Source organism: Amycolatopsis sp. NPDC047767, assembly GCF_040704195.1.
Taxonomy (GTDB): domain Bacteria; phylum Actinomycetota; class Actinomycetes; order Mycobacteriales; family Pseudonocardiaceae; genus Amycolatopsis.
In genome coordinates this window covers 580,115-599,832 of record NZ_JBEYSJ010000001.1, presented here as the reverse complement: position 1 = coordinate 599,832, position 19,718 = coordinate 580,115, and the positions used below count along the sequence as shown (strand labels likewise).

22 protein-coding genes and 3 tRNA genes are annotated in these 19,718 nt (G+C 70.2%); 18 read left to right on the top strand and 7 right to left on the bottom strand.

Features of this window, described 5'->3' with window-relative positions:
- Nucleotides 1-115: 115 nt before the first annotated feature.
- The 3 genes from AB0878_RS02995 to AB0878_RS02985 form a co-directional block, all read right to left on the bottom strand.
- Entirely contained in the window at nucleotides 116-952 is an 837-nt protein-coding gene (locus AB0878_RS02995) for an SAM-dependent methyltransferase (protein WP_366575864.1), read from the bottom strand.
- On the bottom strand, nucleotides 949-1,797 hold the full coding sequence (locus AB0878_RS02990) for an SAM-dependent methyltransferase (protein WP_366575862.1): 849 nt from the start codon (nucleotides 1,795-1,797) through the stop codon (nucleotides 949-951). The genes AB0878_RS02995 and AB0878_RS02990 overlap by 4 nt, the downstream gene beginning before the upstream one ends.
- A 124-nt stretch (nucleotides 1,798-1,921) precedes the next feature.
- The gene (locus AB0878_RS02985) at nucleotides 1,922-2,860 is read right to left on the bottom strand and encodes a GNAT family N-acetyltransferase (protein WP_366575860.1); all 939 of its coding nucleotides are present in this window, start codon (nucleotides 2,858-2,860) and stop codon (nucleotides 1,922-1,924) included.
- 252 nt (nucleotides 2,861-3,112) lie between these two features.
- Here AB0878_RS02985 and AB0878_RS02980 point away from each other — a divergent pair, with 252 nt between their 5' ends.
- From AB0878_RS02980 to AB0878_RS02955, 6 genes are all read left to right on the top strand, one after another.
- On the top strand, nucleotides 3,113-5,746 hold the full coding sequence (locus AB0878_RS02980; protein WP_285970697.1) for an EAL domain-containing protein: 2,634 nt from the start codon (nucleotides 3,113-3,115) through the stop codon (nucleotides 5,744-5,746).
- 77 nt (nucleotides 5,747-5,823) lie between these two features.
- Nucleotides 5,824-5,896, top strand: a tRNA-Thr gene (locus AB0878_RS02975).
- Nucleotides 5,897-6,028: 132 nt separating this feature from the next.
- Nucleotides 6,029-6,101: transfer RNA gene (locus AB0878_RS02970), tRNA-Met, on the top strand.
- Between the two features lie 49 nt (nucleotides 6,102-6,150).
- Nucleotides 6,151-6,315 carry a 50S ribosomal protein L33 gene (gene rpmG / locus AB0878_RS02965; protein WP_020668467.1) on the top strand — a complete coding sequence of 55 codons (165 nt, stop codon included), beginning with the start codon at nucleotides 6,151-6,153 and terminating at the stop codon, nucleotides 6,313-6,315.
- Between the two features lie 145 nt (nucleotides 6,316-6,460).
- Nucleotides 6,461-6,910 (top strand): MaoC family dehydratase N-terminal domain-containing protein, encoded by a 450-nt coding sequence (locus AB0878_RS02960; RefSeq protein WP_285970696.1) that lies wholly within the window; start codon nucleotides 6,461-6,463, stop codon nucleotides 6,908-6,910.
- Nucleotides 6,907-7,305: a MaoC family dehydratase gene (locus tag AB0878_RS02955; RefSeq protein WP_366575858.1), complete on the top strand. Its 399-nt coding sequence runs from the start codon at nucleotides 6,907-6,909 to the stop codon at nucleotides 7,303-7,305. The genes AB0878_RS02960 and AB0878_RS02955 overlap by 4 nt, the downstream gene beginning before the upstream one ends.
- Before the next feature lie 5 nt (nucleotides 7,306-7,310).
- Here the strand turns inward: AB0878_RS02955 and AB0878_RS02950 are convergent, their stop codons facing one another.
- Both AB0878_RS02950 and AB0878_RS02945 read right to left on the bottom strand, forming a co-directional pair.
- Complete coding sequence (locus tag AB0878_RS02950; RefSeq protein ID WP_366575856.1) at nucleotides 7,311-8,213, bottom strand: SGNH/GDSL hydrolase family protein; 903 nt, start codon at nucleotides 8,211-8,213, stop codon at nucleotides 7,311-7,313.
- A gap of 57 nt (nucleotides 8,214-8,270) precedes the next feature.
- Nucleotides 8,271-9,176 carry a TIGR03619 family F420-dependent LLM class oxidoreductase gene (locus AB0878_RS02945; RefSeq protein ID WP_366575854.1) on the bottom strand — a complete coding sequence of 302 codons (906 nt, stop codon included), beginning with the start codon at nucleotides 9,174-9,176 and terminating at the stop codon, nucleotides 8,271-8,273.
- 459 nt (nucleotides 9,177-9,635) lie between these two features.
- On the opposite strand from AB0878_RS02945, the gene AB0878_RS02940 reads away from it, so the two are divergent.
- The 6 genes from AB0878_RS02940 to AB0878_RS02915 all read left to right on the top strand — a co-directional run bounded on the left by AB0878_RS02940 (nucleotide 9,636) and on the right by AB0878_RS02915 (nucleotide 13,470).
- Nucleotides 9,636-9,708: transfer RNA gene (locus tag AB0878_RS02940), tRNA-Trp, on the top strand.
- Between the two features lie 32 nt (nucleotides 9,709-9,740).
- Complete coding sequence (gene secE, locus AB0878_RS02935; RefSeq protein ID WP_360597598.1) at nucleotides 9,741-10,175, top strand: preprotein translocase subunit SecE; 435 nt, start codon at nucleotides 9,741-9,743, stop codon at nucleotides 10,173-10,175.
- A gap of 79 nt (nucleotides 10,176-10,254) precedes the next feature.
- A complete protein-coding gene (gene nusG / locus AB0878_RS02930; RefSeq protein ID WP_366575852.1) occupies nucleotides 10,255-11,145 on the top strand; it encodes a transcription termination/antitermination protein NusG in 891 nt (296 codons plus the stop codon).
- 80 nt (nucleotides 11,146-11,225) lie between these two features.
- Nucleotides 11,226-11,660, top strand: a complete 435-nt coding sequence (rplK, locus tag AB0878_RS02925) for a 50S ribosomal protein L11 (protein WP_204091731.1) — start codon at nucleotides 11,226-11,228, stop codon at nucleotides 11,658-11,660.
- Nucleotides 11,661-11,867: 207 nt separating this feature from the next.
- Nucleotides 11,868-12,587, top strand: a complete 720-nt coding sequence (rplA, locus tag AB0878_RS02920; protein ID WP_220246051.1) for a 50S ribosomal protein L1 — start codon at nucleotides 11,868-11,870, stop codon at nucleotides 12,585-12,587.
- A 70-nt stretch (nucleotides 12,588-12,657) separates the two neighbouring features.
- Nucleotides 12,658-13,470 (top strand): alpha/beta hydrolase, encoded by an 813-nt coding sequence (locus AB0878_RS02915; protein WP_366575850.1) that lies wholly within the window; start codon nucleotides 12,658-12,660, stop codon nucleotides 13,468-13,470.
- Here AB0878_RS02915 and AB0878_RS02910 read toward each other — a convergent pair.
- Nucleotides 13,422-14,609, bottom strand: a complete 1,188-nt coding sequence (locus AB0878_RS02910) for a CoA transferase (protein WP_366575848.1) — start codon at nucleotides 14,607-14,609, stop codon at nucleotides 13,422-13,424. The two genes, AB0878_RS02915 and AB0878_RS02910, sit on opposite strands and share 49 nt — an antisense overlap.
- A gap of 82 nt (nucleotides 14,610-14,691) precedes the next feature.
- Between AB0878_RS02910 and AB0878_RS02905 the strand changes: the two genes are divergently transcribed.
- Nucleotides 14,692-15,435 (top strand): IclR family transcriptional regulator C-terminal domain-containing protein, encoded by a 744-nt coding sequence (locus tag AB0878_RS02905; protein WP_366575846.1) that lies wholly within the window; start codon nucleotides 14,692-14,694, stop codon nucleotides 15,433-15,435.
- On the opposite strand, the gene AB0878_RS02900 is transcribed toward AB0878_RS02905, so the two are convergent.
- Nucleotides 15,368-16,423: a hypothetical protein gene (locus AB0878_RS02900; RefSeq protein ID WP_366575844.1), complete on the bottom strand. Its 1,056-nt coding sequence runs from the start codon at nucleotides 16,421-16,423 to the stop codon at nucleotides 15,368-15,370. The two genes, AB0878_RS02905 and AB0878_RS02900, sit on opposite strands and share 68 nt — an antisense overlap.
- Nucleotides 16,424-16,749: 326 nt before the next feature.
- Here AB0878_RS02900 and rplJ point away from each other — a divergent pair, with 326 nt between their 5' ends.
- The 5 genes from rplJ to AB0878_RS02875 all read left to right on the top strand — a co-directional run bounded on the left by rplJ (nucleotide 16,750) and on the right by AB0878_RS02875 (nucleotide 19,690).
- On the top strand, nucleotides 16,750-17,304 hold the full coding sequence (rplJ, locus tag AB0878_RS02895) for a 50S ribosomal protein L10 (protein ID WP_366575842.1): 555 nt from the start codon (nucleotides 16,750-16,752) through the stop codon (nucleotides 17,302-17,304).
- Nucleotides 17,305-17,352: 48 nt separating this feature from the next.
- Nucleotides 17,353-17,739, top strand: coding sequence for a 50S ribosomal protein L7/L12 (rplL, locus tag AB0878_RS02890; protein ID WP_366575841.1), 387 nt, complete (start codon nucleotides 17,353-17,355; stop codon nucleotides 17,737-17,739).
- Nucleotides 17,740-17,893: 154 nt separating this feature from the next.
- On the top strand, nucleotides 17,894-18,139 hold the full coding sequence (locus tag AB0878_RS02885; protein ID WP_366575839.1) for a hypothetical protein: 246 nt from the start codon (nucleotides 17,894-17,896) through the stop codon (nucleotides 18,137-18,139).
- A gap of 196 nt (nucleotides 18,140-18,335) precedes the next feature.
- Complete coding sequence (locus tag AB0878_RS02880) at nucleotides 18,336-18,470, top strand: hypothetical protein (protein ID WP_366575837.1); 135 nt, start codon at nucleotides 18,336-18,338, stop codon at nucleotides 18,468-18,470.
- Complete coding sequence (locus AB0878_RS02875) at nucleotides 18,470-19,690, top strand: ATP-binding cassette domain-containing protein (RefSeq protein WP_366575835.1); 1,221 nt, start codon at nucleotides 18,470-18,472, stop codon at nucleotides 19,688-19,690. The genes AB0878_RS02880 and AB0878_RS02875 overlap by 1 nt, the downstream gene beginning before the upstream one ends.
- The last annotated feature ends 28 nt before the right edge of the window (nucleotides 19,691-19,718 follow it).

The window sequence follows — 19,718 nt, the reverse complement described above, 5'->3', positions numbered from 1 at the left end:
TCCTCGATTAGTTGAGTCTGCCTTGCTCAACTATCCGTGGGGCAGGTTTGTTTCCCGGAGAGTGTTCGCTGGCAGCGATCAGCTGTTTTCGCAGGTCAGAGGCACGTGGGCCCCGTCACGGCTTCTCCGCGACCCCGCACCAGGCGAACGGCCGGGTCTCCGCCTCCAGCGCTGACACCGGCTGGTCGGGGCGCCAGTCCGGCAGCGCGGACAGGCCCGGCTCCAGCAGGGGCCAGCCGCCGAACCACGGCAGGATCTCGGCATCCGAGCGCAGGTAGGCGGGGTTGGAGGTGTCGCGGTAGGCGTCGATGAAGGCCTTCACCTCGGCCGCGCGCTCGGGTGGCGCGTCGTCGCGGCAGGTGCCGTGGGTCACGGCCAGCCAGGAGCCGGGGGCGAGCTTCGCGCGGTAGGTCGCCATGAGCCCGTCGGGGTCGTCGTCGGGGCCGATGAAGTGCAGCACGGTGATCATCAGCAGGCACACGGGCTCGGACCAGTCCACGAGCCGCCGCGTGGTCTCGTCGGCGAACAGCGCCACGGGGTCGCGGATGTCGCGCTGCACGAGGCCCGCCCAGTCGCCCGCGTGCTCGCGTTCGAGGATCACGCGTGAGTGCGCGGCGGCCACCGGCTCGTAGTCCACGTACACCACGGACGCGCGCTCGTTCTCAGGCAGCCGCTCGCGCACGATCTCGTGGACGTTCCCCGCCGTCGGCACCCCCGAGCCGAGATCCACGAACTGCCGGATCCCGGCGTCGAGCGCGGCGCGCACCACGCGGTTCATGAACGCCCGGTTCTGCCGCGAGATGGGCCGGATCAGCGGCCACACCTTCTCCACGCGCCGGCCGAACTCGCGGTCGACGGCCCAGTTCTGCGAACCACCGAGGTACCAGTCGTAGACGCGCGCGGCCGACGGCTTCTCGATGTCCACCCCGGCCGGCGCGTCCGGCGCGGTCACGGCTTCTCCGCGACCCCGCACCACGCGAACGGTCTGGCTCCGGCCTCCACCGCGTTCAGCTCACGCTCCGGCCGCCAGTCCGGCAGGTGCACGATGCCCGGCTCCAGCAACGGCCACCCGCCGAAGAACGGCACGATGTCGTCGCGGTCGCGCATCCAGACGGGGTTGCTGGTCTTGCGGTACTGCTCCACGAACCAGCGCAGGCCTTCGAGCGCCGGCCCGTCGCCGTCGCCCTCGCTCATCTGCGAGATCGACAGCCAGCTGCCCGGCGCGAGCGCGTCGCGGTAGGCCTTGACGAGGCCCTCGGGGTCGTCGTCCGGGCCGACGAAGTGCAGCACCGCCATCATCAGCAGGCACACCGGCCGGGAGAAGTCGATGAACTCCCGCGTGATCGGCGAGCGCAGCACGGCGTTCGGGTCGCGCATGTCGGCCTGCAGGATGCCCGCCCAGTCGGTGGCGGCCTCTTCCTCGAGGATCAACGTCGCGTGGGCCACGGCCACGGGCTCGTAGTCCACGTACAACACGGTCGCGCGGTCGTCGTCGTCCAGCTCGGCCTCGATGACCTCGTGGACGTTGCCGGCCGTCGGCACCCCGGAGCCGAGGTCGATGAACTGCCGGATCCCGGCCTTGAGCGCGGCGCGCACCGCGCGGTTCATGAACTCGCGGTTCTGCTTCGCGCCCGGCCGCACCAGCGGCCACTGCTGCTCCACGCGCCGGCCGAACTCGCGGTCGACGGCCCAGTTCTGCGTGCCGCCGAGGTACCAGTCGTAGATCCGCGCCGCCGAGGGCTTCTCGGTGTCCACGCCCTCGGGCGCCTTCGGCGCGGCCGCCGGCTGCTCGCTCACGTCGGATCTCCCCTCGTCGCCGAAGGCCAAGCCTAGCGAGCAACGGTGATGATCTCCCGCCGACCGAGCCGCATCACCACCCCGGCGCCGACGACCCGCTGGACGAGCTCGCGCACGCCACGGATCAGCGGACCGCGGGCCTGCGCTGCCACCCCGTCCACAACGGCCGGTACCCCTGCGCGTACCAGAACGGCGTCGACCGCGGGTTCAGCACTGCCGTGTGCAGCAGCACGACATCCGCACCGGCCTCGTCGAACACCTGGTGCGCGTGGGCCGCCAGCGCCGTACCCACACCGGCCGACCGCGCGGCCTCCGAGACTGCGAGCGAAGACAGGTAGCCGATCCGCGAAGCGGCCACCCGGTGCTGGATCCAGGCCGTCTCGTCGGGCATCTGCAGCACGGCCAGGCCGAGCGCCTGCCCGTACAGCTCGGCGATCCACACCTGCGGCTCCGGCCGCTCCAGCAGCCGCAGGAGCTCCTTGCCCACGAGCTCGTCGATGCCCGGCCGCACGGTCACGCGGCCGAACTGCGCGTCGTAGCGCTGGAGTTCGAGCATGAGGTGCACGGCGGTGTCGAGGTCGTCCGGAGTGGCGTGGCGGATGCAGACGCCGGGGGTCGTCGCCGGGCCCGCGGCGGCCATGCGCTGGGCCGGGCGGACGGCGATCACGCCCACCGGAGCGAAGCCGTGGCGCAGCATTTCGGTCACACCGGCGGTGTCGCGGCTGGGCCGGGAGACCACGGCCGAGCACTCGGGATCCCCCGGGCGGGCGATGGTCGACAGGTGTTCATCCCATCGAGTGAGCAACGCGTCGAGGCCGGCGGCGGGGTCGGGGCCGGCGAGCTGGACCTCGAGCCGGTGCTCGGTCAGGGCCCGCCAGATGGACTGGGAGCTGTCGGGGCCGAGCTCGGTGCTGGTGGCCAGACCGGCGGCCGTCGTGTCTCCGACCTGCGCCGACAGGATGGTGGCGTCGTCGTGGACTTCGAAGGGGAGGGGTGCGGGGAGCAGGGCGTCCACCGTGGCGATCCGCGCCGCGTGCCCGGTGGCTGTCACGTCGTTGTGCATGTACTTCATTGTCGCCCCGCTGGACTCGGCAGAACCCCTGAACACACCCCGGGCCGCCGAATCAGGCACGAACGGGGAGTTTCACTCCTTGGTCCACGCAGGTCAGCGCCACAAGCCCATTGTTAACCCTGGGGTGATCTCCTACTGTCTCGAAAGGGACACGGGTACGCCCTCCGGGGTACGGTATGGCCCTTGTCCACACCTGACGTCACTGACGAGCGCGACCGGTGGGCAGCCGGGAAGGAAGGTCGGATGCCGGACAGCAACGGCAGGCCTGATGCCGCCCCAGCGGCGAAACAGGCCAAGGGGGGCGCCGTTTCCGGGACCTTCACCGAGGCCCGCACGGACGAACGCCGGTTCCGCATATACACCTTCGCCGTTCTCGGCCTGGGTCTGATCACCGCCTTCGCGGTCGGTTCCTGGTTGCCCTTTCACGGCTCGGCCAAACTCTGGTGGATCGGACCAGTGCTGGCGCTGGCGTTCCTCCTCGCCGAACAGCTGGGCATCAACGTCGACGTCCGAAGCGGCATTTCGTGGACGATCTCGTTCACAGAAATTCCGCTGGTAATCGGTTTCTTCGTTGCTCCGTTCGAGGTCGTGCTGGCCGCGCACCTGGTCGCGGGCATCGGCACGCTGCTGGCCCGCAAGGTCGCCGGACGCGTCCTCTACAACGCGGGCGCGTTCCTGCTCGAGATCACCGGCGCGTTCGCCGTCGCGGGGCTCGTGAAGCAGGCCGTGGGCGGCGGCGAGGCCATGCCGTGGGTCGCCGCGCTGGCGGGCACGCTCACCGCGCCGCTGGTCAGCACGCTGCTGGCGCTGGCCGCCGTGCGCGTGCTGCGCCGCCGCATGCGCGTGAGCACCGCGATCCGCCTCACCGGCCGCATCCTCGTGGTGGGCTTCGTGAACGCGTCGGTGGGCCTGTCCGGCTACCTCGTGATCGCGAACACGCCGCAGGCATGGCCGTTGGTGCTGGCCGTGTTCCTCGGGCTCACCGCGCTGTACTGGGCCTACTCCGACCTGCTGCGCGAGCAGCGGGACATGGAGGCGCTGTCCGACGTGAGCCTCATGGTCGCGCGCTCGGGCCAGCAGGCCGCCGCGCGTCCGGCCGGGCGGGCCGACGAACTCGTGGGCGGCGTCGACGTGCGCGAGTGGGCCACGATCGCCGAGCGGATCAAGGACCAGCTGGCCGCCGGCCGCGTCGTGCTGCGGCTGCGCCTGGAAGCCAAAGACACCATGCGCGTGGTCGTGGCCGGCGACGAGCTGCCGCCCGTCGACCCGAACGCCGACGACCCGCTGCAGCGCCTGCCCGGCGCCCACGTGCGCCACTTCCGCATCACCGAGGCCAACCCCGACGTCCGCGCGGCGCTGCTCAACCGCGGCGCACAGGAGGCGCTCGTGGTGCCGCTGCGCAGCGCCAACCAGCTGCTCGGCGTCGTCGAGGCCCACGACCGGCTGTCGCGCTGGCGCGGCTTCGGCAAGTACGACGTGCAGCTGCTCGGCACGATGGCCAGCCACCTCGCGACGTCGCTCGACAACCGGCGCCTGCTCGCGACCCTGCGCCACGACGCCTACCACGACCCGCTCACCGGCCACCTCAACCGGCCGGGCTTCCAGCAGGTCGCCAAGGAGCCGCTGCGCGACTTCGCCAACGCCGTGGTGCTGCGCATCGACCTCGACGTCTTCTCGACCGTCAGCGACGCGCTGGGCTACTCGTGGGCCGACCGCATGGTGATCGCCGCCGGCCGCCGGATCCGCGACGCGCTGGGCCCGGACGTGCCGCTCGCCCGTCTGGAGGGCGCGTCGTTCGCCGCCCTGCTCGTGGGCTGCACGCCGGAGAACGCGCACGCCGCGGCCGAACGCCTGCGCGTGCAGCTCTCGGCGCCCTACCCCGTCGACCGGCTTTCGGTCGAAGCCAACGCGATGATCGGCTACGCCACCACCTCCACCGAGGACGGCGGCGAACCGGTGGACGTCGACGGTCTGCTGCAGCGCGCGGACGTCGCCGTCCGTGCCACCCGCGGCGGCGAAGAGGTGCGCGGCTACGTGCCGAGCATGGGCCAGATCTTCCTGCGCCGCTTCCAGATGGTGACGCAGTTCCGGCAGTCGCTGGAGGACGGGCACGTGTCCGTGCACTACCAGCCGAAGATCACGCTGCCGAACCGTCAGGTGCAGGGCGTCGAGGCGCTCGTGCGCTGGGTGCACCCGGAGTTCGGCCGGCTCGGCCCCGACGAGTTCGTGCCCGCCATCGAAGCGGCCGGCCTCATCGGCGTGCTGACGTCGTTCGTGCTGGAGGCCTCGCTCAAGCGCGTGCGCAAGTGGCTCGACGAGGGCCTGCGCATCTCCGCGGCCGTGAACCTGTCCGTGCGCAACCTGGCGGACGAGGACTTCCCGGCGAAGGTCCAGCGCGAGCTGGAGCGCTACGACGTGCCGCCCGAGCTGCTCACGTTCGAGCTCACCGAGTCCGGCGTGATGTCCGACCCGCAGAAGGCCCTGCCGATCCTGCGGGAGCTGCACTCGCTGGGCATCGTGCTGGCCGTGGACGACTTCGGCACGGGCTACTCGTCACTCGCGTACCTGAGGCAGCTGCCGGTGGACCAGGTGAAGATCGACAAGAGCTTCGTGCTCGGCATGGGCACCGACCTCGGTGACCTCGCCGTGGTGCGCTCGATTGTCGAGCTGGGCCACTCGCTGGGCCTCACGGTGGTCGCGGAGGGCGTCGAAGAGGACGTCGCGCGTGACCAGCTGGAGGCGATGGGGTGTGACGTCGCCCAGGGTTACCTGATCTCGCGGCCGCTGCCCGAGGACCGCCTGGAGGCCTGGCTGCAGGCCCGTACGGCGCGGTCGCCGGGCCGGCACTCGGAGACGGTCTTGACCCTGCTGACCTGAGGTTTTGCGGCAAGGCGGACCCCCGTGCACGCATGGGTGACGCCCTTGCTAGTCTTTTCAAGTCCTCACAGAGGCAGGCCCCTTTAGCTCAGTCGGCAGAGCGTCTCCATGGTAAGGAGAAGGTCTACGGTTCGATTCCGTAAAGGGGCTCGCGAGTGAACGAGCTATGCTTGCGGAAAACGCAAGCCTAGCTCGCTTCGCGGCGTCCATCTGGGGGTCGAACCCCCAGGCCCCCGCCAGAGGGCTTCGCCCCCTGGACCCCCCGGGGTTGGGCGTGGTTAGGGCGGTGTAGCTCAGTTGGCAGAGCAAGCGGCTCATAATCGCTGTGTCGCCGGTTCAAGTCCGGCCACCGCTACGCGGTAACGACGGGGCTGGCCCCCGGATCTGAGAGAGAAGGAAACGCTGTGGCTGCCACCGACGTGCGACCCAAGATCACGCTGGCGTGCGAGGAGTGCAAGCACCGCAACTACATCACCAAGAAGAACCGGCGCAACGACCCGGACCGCTTGGAGATGAAGAAGTTCTGCCCGAACTGCGGTACGCACCGGACTCACAAAGAGACCCGCTGACGTTAGCGGTTCTCGTCCAGCTTCGAACAGCCGTCCCGGCCCAGCGCCGGGGCGGCTTTTCGCTGTTCAGGGCCAGTTTTGGGCCGGCCGAGGGCACGTCCGGGGACCTCTCGGACAACGGTCCCGGGTCGGCTAGCCTCAGCGGGTGCCTTTGGACCAGTCGTTCGCCGGGCGGAGCTATCCGCCGGCCGGAAAGTACGCGGTGAGCCGCGAGAAGATCCTCGAGTTCGCCGAGGCGATCGGGGACCCCAACCCGATCTACCGCGACCCGGAGGCGGCCCGCGCGGCCGGGTTCCCGGACGTGGTCGCGCCGCCGACGTTCCTCACGCTCCTGAACCTGCCCAAGGTCAACGGGATCGTGGCCGACCCGGAGCTCGGCCTCGACTATTCACGCATGGTCCACGGCGACCAGGGCTTCACCTACGAGCGCCCCGTCCACGCGGGTGACGTGCTGGAGATCGGCGCGACCATCGAGAACATCATGGCCCGCGCCGGCAACGACTTCATCAACGTCAGCGCCCGCATCACCGACGCCGACGGCAAGCTGGTCTGCACCACCCGCGCGCAGCTCGTGGTGCGAGGGGAGGACGCGTGAACGTCGGCGACGAACTGCCCTCGCTGCAGGTGCGCGTCACGCGCGAGCAGCTGGTCCGCTACGCGGGCGCCGCGCTGGACTTCAACCCGATCCACTGGAACGAGCGCTTCGCCAAGGAAGTCGGCCTGCCCGACGTGATCGCCCACGGCATGCTCACCATGGCCCTGGCCGGCCGTGTCGTCACCGACTGGCTCGGCGACCCCTCGCGCCTGCTGGACTTCAGCGCCCGCTTCACGCGCCCCGTCGCGGTCCCCGACGACGCCGAGGGCGCCCTCGTGGAGATGACGGGCAAGGTCGGCGCGATCTCCGACGACGGCGTCGCCCGACTGGACCTGGTCGTGAAGTTCGACGGCAAGACCGTGCTCGGCAAGCCGCAGGCGCTCGTCCGCGCGTAACGCGCTCAGCTCACCACCGACTCGACGGCCGTCGCCATGCCCGCTTCACCCCGCGCGTTGGGGTGCAGCGGGGCGGCGGCCGACGTCGGCACCAGACCCTCCACCCAGCGCGTGCCGGAGCCCGTGCACACGTCGTGGCCCTTGCTCGGCCCGGCCGTGTCGGCGTAGCCCGCGTTGTGGGTCTTGGCCTGCTCTTCGAGCACGTCGTCGAGGTGTTTCAGCGAGTCGCGCAAGTACGCGACATCGCCGGACCCGACGGGGATCGCGGGCCAGCAGCCGTCGCCGTCGGGCAGCACGGTGGGGTAGCCAACCACGACCACCCGGGCCTTCGGGGCCTGGGCGTGGATCTTGTCGAGCACCGCGCCGAGCTTGCCCGCGACGGCGTCGATGCGGTCGGAGAGCTGGTCGTGCCCGCCCGCGGTGAGCCGGTCGTGGCAGGGCGCGCCGTCGCGGTGCGAGGTGGCGCAGCTGGGGGCGAGCGCGATGAACCCGACGTCGTTGCCGCCGATGCCCAGCGTCACGAGCGTGGTCGCCGACGTCACGGAGTCCAGCTGCGGCGGGTTCGTGCCGTTGTGGGTCGACTGGGAGCCCGTGAGGTCGGCCGTGGTGGCGCCGCTGCAGCTGACGTCCACGAACTGCGCGGGCTTGATCTTCGCGGCCACCAGGTGCGGGTAGTTGTTGTCCGAACGGTCGCAGCCCGCGGGCGTGCCCGCCGCCTTCCCCGTGCGCGGCGCGGAGGTGTACGAGTCGCCGAGCGCCACGTAGCGGCCCGAGCCACCACCCGTACCGGCGCCGGCCGGCGGCTCGGTCGACGACCCGTGCTTCGACTTGTAGTACCCCACCCCGAGCAGCGCGACCACGACCACCAGGATCAGCAACCCGCATCCGCCGCGCTTCTTCGCTGCCACCTGATCGTTTCTACCGGTCCGCGACCCCGCGTGACGACGGGTATCCGGGTGAGACCCCTACCGGTCGACGGCGGCGCGCAGCTGTTCGGCCAGGTCCAGCGCGTGCTCGACGCCGTCGGCGATGTAGTGCAGGTCCACGAACGCCTCGGTGAACCCCTCGTCGGCGGCACCCTTCAGCGCCGACGCGAGGTCGGCCACGGTCACCACGGGCGTGCCCTCGCGCGGGTTGACGCGCAACGGGCGCCGCAGCGTCGCCGGGTCGCGGCCGGCTTCGGTGGCGGCGTCGGCGATCACCGCCCACATCCGGTGCAGGTACTGCGGGGGCAGCAGCGTCGGGAGCCAGCCGTCGGCGCTCGTGCCGACGCGGCGCAGGGCGCGTTCGGACATCCCGCCGAGCAGGATCGGCGGGTGCGGGGTCTGCACGGGCCGCAGGCCGACGTGCGAATCGGGGATCTGCCAGTGCGCGCCGTCGTGGCCCGCGGGGTCGGCGGTCCAGAGCGTGCGCAGGACCTGGATCAGCTCGTCGAGGCGGCCGCCGCGCCCGGCCCACGGCGCGCCGGTGGCGGTGTACTCGTCGCGCAGCCAGCCGAGGCCGAACCCGGCGTCGAGGCGGCCGCCGGAGAGCAGGTCGAGCGACGTGAGCGTCCGAGCGAGCAGCACCGGCGTGTAGACGGGCGCCGAGAGCGTGCTCATGCCCAGCCGCACGGTCTTCGTGGCGCCGGCGGCGGCCGTCAGCGCGACGAACGGGTCGACGAAGTGGATGAACTCCGGCGGGTACGGCCGCTCCGGTGTCCCGCCTCCCGGGTACAGGTCCGAGGGTTCGAGCGGGGTGAGCACGCGGTCACCGACCCACAGCGAAGCGTAGCCGAGATCCTCGGCCGCGGCGGCGAATCCGGCGATGGCAGTGGGGTCGGCGAGCTTGCCGTACTGCGGCAGGGCGAGTCCGAGTCGCAACGCGGTCACCGGGCCTCCTCGGGGACGACTTTCCTTGCGGGACAACGAAGATCACGCGCCGCACCGGGGACCTCGCTGGGGATCACCGGGTTCTCGGCCGCGATGCCGGAATTTCCCCGGTGCGGCAAGGTTTTCCGGCGGCTTCCGAAGTGCCTCGCGAGTCCGGGATGAACGACCGCGGAATCCGCGTTGACCACCGTGCGGAGAGTCGTTTCCCGATTAATCGCGGACGGGCGCATGCGGCCATCCTGGCACGGCTCGGCGGCGCTCGCCGGTCACGTTCCCGGCGCGCTGGAGCAGGGCATCGGGGGGTCGGTGCGAGGGCGCCCGACTAACGAGGGGGGCGCGGTTGCGGGCCTCGATCCGGCTTGCCGTAGACTTCGGAACTCGGAACGCACTACGGTCATCCCCGCCGGATGGTGGGGACGATGGAATGCGTCCTCCGGAGCCTGGGTGACCAGGTTCCACAGGGGTGTAGCTCAATTGGCAGAGCAGCGGTCTCCAAAACCGCAGGTTGCAGGTTCAAGTCCTGTCACCCCTGCGTACGGGTACTGGTGGAGCGGAGGAGTGGTCGTGAGCGACAGCGACGCCAGCGGCGAGCACGAGCAGGACGCGTCGGGCGAGAAGCCCGGGGTCGAGTCCCGCCCGGCGACCGCCGCGGCTCGGCGTGAGCGCCGCGCTTCCGCCCGCCCGTCCGGCAAGTCCGAGGCGCGTTCGGGCGGCACCAGGCCGTCCGGCAAGGCGGGCGACAAGGTCGCGAAGCCCGCTGACGCCAAGGGCGCGCCGACCCCGAAGCGGGACCAGAAGCCGAAGAAGGCGTCGGTCTTCGCGCGGATCATGCGGTTCGTCCGCGAGGTCTGGGCGGAGCTGCGCAAGGTCATCTGGCCCAACCGCAAGCAGATGGTCACCTACACCGCAGTCGTGCTGGTGTTCGTGGTGTTCATGGTGGCCCTCGTGAGCGGCCTCGACCTGGCCTTCAAGCAGGTCATCGGGCTGGTCTTCGGCTGACGCCGAAGGGGCGCGCCACCGTGCGCCGCGCGGGCCGGCCTGCCCGAGCCCGGCAAGTGATCAACTGAGAGGACGGAACGTGACCTCCGACAACGGCACAGGAGCCGGTCGCGACCTGACCGAGCTTTCCGACGAGCAGGTGCACGCGGCACTCGGCGACGAGGAGTCCGCTCACCTCGAGCCCGTCGAGGTGCCCGACGCCGGCGAAGAGGTCGACGCAGCCGTCGAAGACAGCGCTGACGACGCCGAGGCCTCGGACACCGAGGTCGACGACGCCGACGCGGCTGACGACAGCGAAGCCGACGCCGTGGCCGTCGAAGCCGTCGAGTCCGAGCTGGCCGCCGAGTCCGACGACCCCGTCGCCGCGCTGCGCGCCGAGCTGATGGCCGCGCCGGGCGAGTGGTACGTCGTGCACAGCTACGCCGGGTACGAGAACAAGGTGAAGACCAACCTCGAGACCCGGACCACGACGCTGGACGTCGAGGACTACATCTTCCAGATCGAGGTTCCGACCGAAGAGGTCACCGAGATCAAGAACGGCCAGCGCAAGCAGGTGCAGCGCAAGGTGCTGCCCGGCTACATCCTGGTCCGGATGGACCTGAACGACGCCTCGTGGAGCGCGGTGCGCAACACGCCGGGCGTCACCGGGTTCGTCGGCGCGACCTCGCGCCCGTCGCCGCTCACCGTGGACGAGGTGCTGAAGTTCCTCGCGCCGCAGGTCGAGAAGGAAGCCCCGGCGAAGGCCGGCAAGGGCGAGGCCGCCGCGGCGTCCACGCCGTCCGGTGGCGGCGCCGTCGAGGTCGACTTCGAGGTCGGCGAGTCGGTCACCGTCATGGACGGCCCGTTCGCCACGCTGCCCGCGACGATCTCCGAGGTCAACGTCGACGGACAGAAGCTGAAGGTCCTGGTGTCGATCTTCGGCCGGGAGACCCCGGTCGAACTGTCGTTCACCCAGGTCTCCAAGATCTGACGGTCGGGAATACCGACCGGCAGTCCCCGCGTACTGGCAGGTGTGCGGGGGACTCACGTCAGTAAGAAGGACACAAGGTAATGCCACCCAAGAAGAAGAAGCTTGCGGCGATCATCAAGCTGCAGATCAAGGCGGGCCAGGCCAACCCGGCCCCGCCGGTCGGCCCGGCGCTGGGCCAGCACGGCGTCAACATCATGGAGTTCTGCAAGGCCTACAACGCCGCGACCGAGTCGCAGCGCGGGGACGTCGTCCCGGTCGAGATCTCCGTGTACGAAGACCGGTCGTTCGACTTCAAGCTGAAGACGCCGCCGGCCGCCAAGCTGCTGCTCAAGGCCGCGGGCGTGGAGAAGGGCTCCGGCGAGCCGCACAAGACCAAGGTCGCCAAGGTCACCTGGGACCAGGTCCGCGAGATCGCCAAGACCAAGGAGACCGACCTCAACGCCCACGACATCGACCAGGCGGCGAAGATCATCGCCGGCACCGCCCGCTCCATGGGCATCACGGTCGAGGGCTGATTTTCTCCTGAGCACCACCGCGAGATCGCGCCGGTTTCTGGACTGAGCGATTTCGATCGGCCCCAAGGGCCGAGCGAAATCGGGAGGGAAGAAATCGGCTCAGGGCGATCTCGCCGCCTCGACGGAGTCGAGGCAATCGACACCGTGGGAGAGCCAGTGCTGGCTCTGACACCACACTGATCCGTTTTCGAAGTTAAGGACAGAAGCATGACCAAGCACAGCAAGGCTTACCGCCAGGCTGCGGAGCTCATCGACAAGGAGCGTCTCTACGCCCCGCTCGAGGCCGCGAAGCTGGCGAAGGAGACCTCCAAGACCAAGATGGACGCGACCGTCGAGGTCGCGATGCGTCTGGGTGTCGACCCGCGCAAGGCCGACCAGATGGTCCGCGGCACCGTGAACCTGCCGCACGGTACCGGTAAGACCGCTCGCGTCATCGTGTTCGCCGTCGGCGACAAGGCCGCCGAGGCCGAGGCCGCCGGCGCGGACGCGGTCGGCACGGACGAGCTGATCGAGCGCATCCAGGGTGGCTGGCTCGACTTCGACGCCGCCATCGCGACGCCGGACCAGATGGCCAAGGTGGGCCGCATCGCCCGCATCCTCGGCCCGCGTGGTCTGATGCCGAACCCGAAGACCGGCACGGTGACCCCCGCGGTCACGAAGGCCGTGCAGGACATCAAGGGCGGCAAGATCAACTTCCGCGTCGACAAGCAGGCCAACCTGCACCTGGTGATCGGCAAGGCGTCGTTCGACACCGAGAAGCTGGTGGAGAACTACGCGGCCGCGCTGGACGAGATCCTGCGCGCCAAGCCGTCGTCGGCCAAGGGCCGCTACGTCAAGAAGATCACCTTCACCACCACGATGGGCCCGGGCATCCCGGTCGACCCGCTGCGGACGCGCAACCTCCTCAGCGAGGACGCGGCCGTCTGAGTCGCACATCACGCGAAAGGGCGGTCACGCAATGTGCGTGGCCGCCCTTTTTTCGTGTCTCATGGACACTATGCCGACGACGACATTCACCGCTCCCGACGGGCTCCGCCTGAGCTACACGGTGTGGGAGGGCGACGGGCGGCACCGTCGCCCCGTCGTGCTGCAACACGGCTTCGCGGCGGACGCCCACGTGAACTGGGTCGGCACCGGCGTCGTCCGCACCCTGGTCGACGCCGGGTTCACCGTGATCGGCCTCGACGCCCGCGGCCACGGCGCGTCGGACAAGCCCCACGACCCGGCCTGCTACGGCCAGGACGTGATGGCCCGCGACGTGTCCGCCCTGCTCGACGAGCTGGGCCTCGAAGAGGTCTCCCTCGCCGGCTACTCCATGGGCGCGATCGTCGCCCTCATCGTGGCCACCACGGACAAGCGCGTGCGCTGCCTGGCCACCGGCGGGATCGGCGCGGGCATCATCGACTTCGGCGGCGTCGACACGCGCGTGGTCGAGCCCGAGCAGCTCGCCGACGGCCTCCTCGCCGACGACCACGCCAACGTGCCCGCCCAGGTCCGCCCCTTCCGCCGCCTCGCCCGCCGCACCGGCGGCGACGTCGACGCCCTGGCCGCCGTCCTGCGCGCCTCCCGCCGCACGTCCATCCCCCTGACCGAGATCACCGTCCCCACCCTGATCCTCGCCGGCGAACGCGACCAGCTCGCGGCCCAGCCCGAGCGCCTCGCCATCGGCATCGCGGGCGCCCGCCTCGTCCGCGTCCCGGGCGACCACATGACGGCCGTCGCGGACCCCGCGTTCGCCCTGGCGCTGGCCGACTTCTTCGCCTACTCGGACACGGGCGAGACGAGGTTCGCGATCTCCTCGCCGGCGTAGCCGAGCTCGGCGAGCAGCTCGCTCGTGTGCTCACCGCGCGCGGGCGTGTGGCGGCGGACCGACGCCGGCGTGTCGGACAGGATCATCGGTGGCCCGACCTGGCGGTACGTGCCTTCCGTCGGGTGCTCGGCGAGGGAGACGAGGCCGCTGCCCGTGTAGTACGGGTCGGTCTCCACGTCTTCCAGCTCCAGCACCGGCGCGAACGGGATGGACAGCTCGGCGCAGATCTCCTGCCACTGCGCCGTGGTCTTCTCGAGCGCCAGCTTGCCGATCTCGTCGTACAGCTCGCCGTAGTGCTTCGCGCGGCTGGCGGGGTCGCCGAACCGCGGGTCGGTGGCGAGGTCTTCGCGTCCGGCAGCGCGGAAGAAGTCGGCGGTGTTCTTCTCGGTGTAGGGCAGGACGCAGGCCCAGCCGTCGGCCGTCCGCACGGCCTGATGGCCCTCGGTCATCGACCGGTTGAAGCCCATCGGCCCGATCGCGGGCTCGAACGTGTGGCCCGCGAGGTGCTCGACGAGGTTGAACGCCAGCATCGTGTCGGCCATCGGCACCTCCACGCGCTGGCCGCGGCCGGTCGTGCGCTGGTGCACCACGGCGGCGAGCACGGAGTAGACGATGGTGAGCGCGCACAGCTTGTCGGCGAGGATCGTCGGCGCGTACGTGGGCGTGCCGGTCGCGCGGCGCATCAGGTCGGCCATGCCGGAGGACGCCTGCACGATCTCGTCGTAGGCGGCGAGGCCGGCGCGGTCGGAGTCGGTGCGGAAGCCCTGGGCGTTGCAGTAGACGAGCCGTGGGTTGAGCTCCGCGAGCTGCTCGTAGCCGAGGCCCAGGCGCTGCAGCGCGCCGGGGCGCATGTTGGTGACCAGCACGTCGGCTGTCTTCACCAGGCGCAGGAAGGCCTCGTGGCCCGCGGCCGACTTCAGGTCGAGCTCGACGCTGCGTTTGTTGCGGTTGACGTTGAGCGCGAGCGCACCCATGCCGTCGTGGCGCTGGGGGTGGGTGCGGCGGGTGCTGTCGCCCGCGGGGGACTCGACCTTGACCACGTCGGCCCCGAGGTCGCCCATGATCTGGGTCGCGTAGGGGCCCATGACCACGGACGACAGGTCGATCACGCGAATGCCGTGCAGGGCGCCTTCGGTCACTTCGTGCCTCCTTGATCGATAACCTCTCCCTTTAAGTTAGGTAGGCTAAGTAATTTACGCAATGTGATACCATGTTACCTATATGGGTAATCGTCAGCACCACCGCACGGTCGATCGCGTCGCCGCGATCCTGGAGGCGGTCGCGAACAGCGCGCCGGGGCTGACGCTCACGCAGCTCGCGGCCCGGCTCGACGCGCCCGTGTCGTCGGTGCAGAAGCTGGTGAACGGCCTCGCCGCTGTCGGATACCTCGACGAGCAGGAGCGGCACTTCGTGCTCGGCCCCGCGCCGCACGTGCTCACGGTGCGCTCCGGCCGCGTGCCGGTGCGGTCGGTGTCGCATTCCGCGCTGGTTTCGTTGAGCTCTGCGGCCGGGTGCGCGGCGCTGCTCGCGGTGCAGGTGGGTGACAGCGCGGTGTACGTCGACTGGGCGGGCACGGACGAGCCATTCGACTACGCGCTCTCCCGGTCCCTTCGCTCCGCGCTCCCGCGTACGGCGGCGGGGCGCGTGCTGCTCGCTTCGCTGCCCGAAGCCGACCGCCGTGCGGTGGTGGCGCAGGAGCCCGACACCCGCACGGGCGTCGATCTGCTCGCGGAGGCGGCGGAGATCCGCGAGCAGGGTTACGCCGTGGTCGACTCCGGGCACGCCATGGAGACGATGGCCGCCGTGGCTGTGCCGGTCACTGAGTCGGGGCGCGTCGTGGCGGCTGTGGCGCTGGCGGCACCGTCCGAAGTGGTCGAGGCGCGGCTGCCGGATCTGGTCAGGACGTTGGGGGAGTGGAACTCGACGCGGGGCCGCACTTCTCCGGACCCGGCGAGTGGCCCGTGATCAGCCACTGACCTTTGTCCACTTGGGACACGGTGAAGACGCCCAGTGCCGGGCCGCCGGAGATGGTGAAGTCGCACGAGTCGATGGTCACCACGCCCGCCGGCGGGGGGCCGGAGACGTACGAGGGCAGTGATTCGGCGTAGTCGTTCTCGTTGGTGACCTGCGCGTGCAGCTTCTCGACGGCCACCTTGCAGTCGGGCTGGCCGACGTCCTGGGCGAACTTGGTCTGGATCGGCTCGTCGAACCGGCCGCACGCGTCTTGGACCAGGCCCTGCGCGATGTTGTGGTAGACGAAGCGGACGGCCTCGTACGGATTCGTCGAGAAGATGTGGTTCGTGTGGTAGGTCCCGCCGCCTTCGGCCGCGATCTGGGCCGAGGACTTGCCTTCGTCGCTGGGGAAGTAGTGGCGGTAGGCCCATGTGGCGGCGATGCCGAGGATCACCAGCACGATCACCCAGCCCAGGATCTTGCCGCCGAGGCGCTTGAGCCAGCGGGGCACCGGGCGGCGACGGCGGGGTTCCTCGTAGGGCGCCAACGCGCCGGGCGGCCCCGGGGGGACGGGCGGCTGCCAGCCCGGCTGGGTCTGCGGCTGGTGGGAGCCCGCGGGGACGAGGCCGGCGGCGGGCGTGGGGGCGGGTTGGTTGCCTTGCTGGGCTTGGGTGAAGCGGAGGTAGTCCTGGAACTGCTGGAACTGGCGGAACTGCTCCAGTTGCGCGGCGTCCAGCTGCGGCTCGCCCTGGGCGGGCTGGGACGGCTGCGGCAGCGCGGGCAGGTGCGACGGCTCCGCGGCGGGGGGCGGCGAGCCCGACGGCAGGCCGTTCTGCGGAACCCCCGGCGCTGAAGGCTGCTGCGAACCTGGCCACTGCCCCGAGCCAGACTGCCCCGAAGGCTGCGGCAACCCGCCCGGAACCGGTTGCGTGCCGTCGGCAGGTTGGGGGCCGGGGCCGGTGGGGTTGTCCGGCTGTCCGTGATCACGCTGCTCCGCCACGTCACCAATGATGCCCGCTCGGCGGTGAATCCCCGAGTCCGGGCGGCTTGTCGCTGGTCAGGCAGGGGGTGGGCGAAAGGCGGGAAAGCCCTCACGTATAGTTGACGACGGTTCTACCGAAGACCGCTGGTTTTCCGGGTGCTCCACGGCGCTCGGAACGAAGGTCCCGCGAGATGAGCGGGCGGCCCGCGCAGGAGGAACGAGGTTCGGCTTCCCCTCAGGGAAACGCCGTGTGACGCCCCGTGCTGACTGCGCGTGGGCGTTTTTTCGTCTCAGAGGGCTCTCGAAGGACCAGTGGAATCCACTAGCCAAGAGAGGAGGCGACCATGGCGAAGCCCGACAAGGTGGCGGCCGTCGCCGAGATCGCGGAGAGCTTCCGCAGCAGCTCGGCCACCGTCGTTACCCAGTACACCGGCCTCTCCGTGTCCCAGCTGTCCCAGCTGCGCCGCGCTCTCGGCACCAGTGCCAAGTACCGGGTCGCGAAGAACACCCTCGTGAAGCGTGCCGCCGAGGACGCCGGTGTGCAGGGTCTGGACGACCTGTTCGTCGGTGCCACCGCGATCGCCTTCGTCGAAGGTGAGCCGGTCGACGCCGCGAAGGCGCTTCGCGACTTCGCGAAGGACAACAACGCGCTTGTCATCAAGGGCGGCTACATGGACGGCAAAGCGCTGTCCGTGGACGAGATCACCAAGATCGCCGATCTCGACAGCCGTGAGGTCCTGCTCTCCAAGGCAGCGGGCGCGTTCAAGGCGAAGCTGTCCCAGGCCGCCGCGCTGTTCCAGGCGCCGGCGTCCCAGGTCGCCCGCCTGGCTGCCGCGCTGCAGGAGAAGCAGGGCGGCGCCGCCGGTACCGAAGCAGCCGAAGCACCCGCCGAGAGCTGATCACCCCCACCCCGAACGTCGAGTTCGTTTTTCTGAGAGGAAGCCATCATGGCGAAGCTGAGCACCGCCGAGCTGATCGACGCCTTCAAGGAGCTCACCCTTCTTGAGCTGTCGGACTTCGTGAAGGAGTTCGAGACCACCTTCGACGTCACCGCCGCCGCCCCGGCCGCCGTCGTCGCCGCCGGCCCCGTGGGTGCCGCCCCGGCCGCCGCCGAGGAGCAGGACGAGTTCGACGTCGTCCTCGAGTCCGCCGGTGACAAGAAGATCCAGGTCATCAAGGTCGTCCGCGAGGTCGTCTCGGGCCTGGGCCTGAAGGAGGCCAAGGAGCTGGTCGAGGCCGCTCCCAAGGCCCTCCTGGAGAAGGTCGACAAGGAGGCCGCCGAGGCCGCCAAGGAGAAGCTCGAGGCCGCCGGCGCCAAGATCACCATCAAGTGATCCCGGGCGCGCAAGCGCCTACCGCACCACCTCGTTGAAGGGGCGGGCATCCACTTCGGATGCCCGCCCCTTTCCTTTTGATCAAGACGCGTAACAACCAAGGCCGGCGCAGCGGTTTCCCGAACACCACCCACCGTGATCAGAAGGGCTGCCCATGACCGACGGCACCGCCGCCTTGCCGCGCTATTACTCGACCAGCGACCTCCATCCCGACGAAGTGCAGAAGAGGCTCAAGGAATCTGCCGAAGCCGGCCACAACCAGGCCCACGTGCAGCGCCTGCTCGTCGAGCTGGTGGCCCAGCAGGTCGCCATCCGCCGCTACCTCCTCGTGCTCACCACGATCGCCGTGCTCGGCCTCGTCGCGTCCGTGATCTGCGGGATCGCCATCGCCGCCGGGTGACCAAGGCCCAGCACTCGATCACGTCGAGTTCGTCGTCGATCTGTTCCGTTTGCTCCTGTTAGCCCGACGGAGTGAGGCCGTTTGGGCCATCTGGATCTGCGTCACTGAGTGACGTGCACTACCGTGCTGCCAGCAGTCACCGGACAAGGCCACGAACGGGTGAGGTGCTCACCGGCCTCGCCAGGGCGGAAAACTGGTGAGTAACCTGTTCGCACTCAGCTCGTTGCACCTGGTTGACGCGGAGATCGCGGCGCGCATCGGCGCGGGCTCCGCTGCCAGTTGCCGCGGGGCGGCGGTGCGCGACGACGCGGAACAGCTCCTGGAGGTGTGATGGGCGCCGAGGTGGTCATCGAAGGTCTGACGAAGTCCTTCGGCAGGCAGACCATCTGGCGGGACGTGACGCTGACGCTGCCCCCGGGTGAGGTGTCCGCGATGCTCGGCCCGTCGGGAACCGGCAAGTCGGTGTTCCTCAAGTCCATGATCGGCCTGCTGAAGCCCGACAAGGGCCGCTGCGTGATCAACGGCGTGGACATCGTCACGTGTTCCGAGCACAAGCTCTACGAGATCCGCAAGCTCTTCGGCGTCCTCTTCCAGGACGGCGCGCTGTTCGGGTCGATGAACCTGTACGACAACGTCGCCTTCCCGCTGCGCGAGCACACCAAGAAGTCCGAGTCCGAAATCCGCCGCATCGTCCAGGAGAAGCTGGAGATGACGGGCCTGGCCGGCGCCGACCGGAAGCTGCCCGGCGAGATCTCCGGCGGTATGCGCAAGCGCGCGGGCCTCGCGCGGGCTCTGGTGCTCGACCCGCAGATCATCCTGGTCGACGAGCCGGACTCCGGTCTGGACCCCGTGCGCACCGCGTACATCTCGCAGCTGCTCATCGACCTCAACACCCAGATCGACGCGACGATCCTCATCGTCTCCCACAACATCAACCTCGCGCGCACCGTGCCCGACAACCTCGGCATGCTGTTCCGCAAGGAGCTCGTGATGTTCGGCCCCCGCGAGGTGCTGCTCACGAGCGACGAGCCCGTGGTCGAGCAGTTCCTCAACGGCCGCAAGCGCGGCCCCATCGGCATGTCCGAGGAGAAGGACACCGCCACGATGGCGCGCGAGGAGGCCGAAGCCGCGGCGGGGCACTCCGACGGCTCGCCCGACGAGGACGTCCGCGGGGTCGTCCCGCAGATGCAGCCCAGCCCCGGCCTGCCGGAGCGCGCGGGCGCCCGCCGCCGGATGGACCGCGTGATGCGGATCCTCCACACGCTCCCGGCCAACGCGCAGGAGGGCATCATCGAGTCCCTCACGCCGGAGGAGCAGCGGCACTACAACGTCCAAGCGAACGTCCAAGCGAACGTCCACGCGCCGGCCCGCCGCCCTGGGCCCGAGGACACGCAGCAGATCCCGCGGATCACCGACCGCGGCCCCGTGCCGAACCAGCACCAGGGCCAGCTGCCCGCCGACCAGGTCGCCCGCATCCCGGGCGACGCCAACCCGCAAGGACCGGGCGGCGGCTACTTCGGCCGGACCGGCAACGGGCCGGGTGGCGCGTGAGCTCGAACGCAGCGCCGGCGAAGAAGAT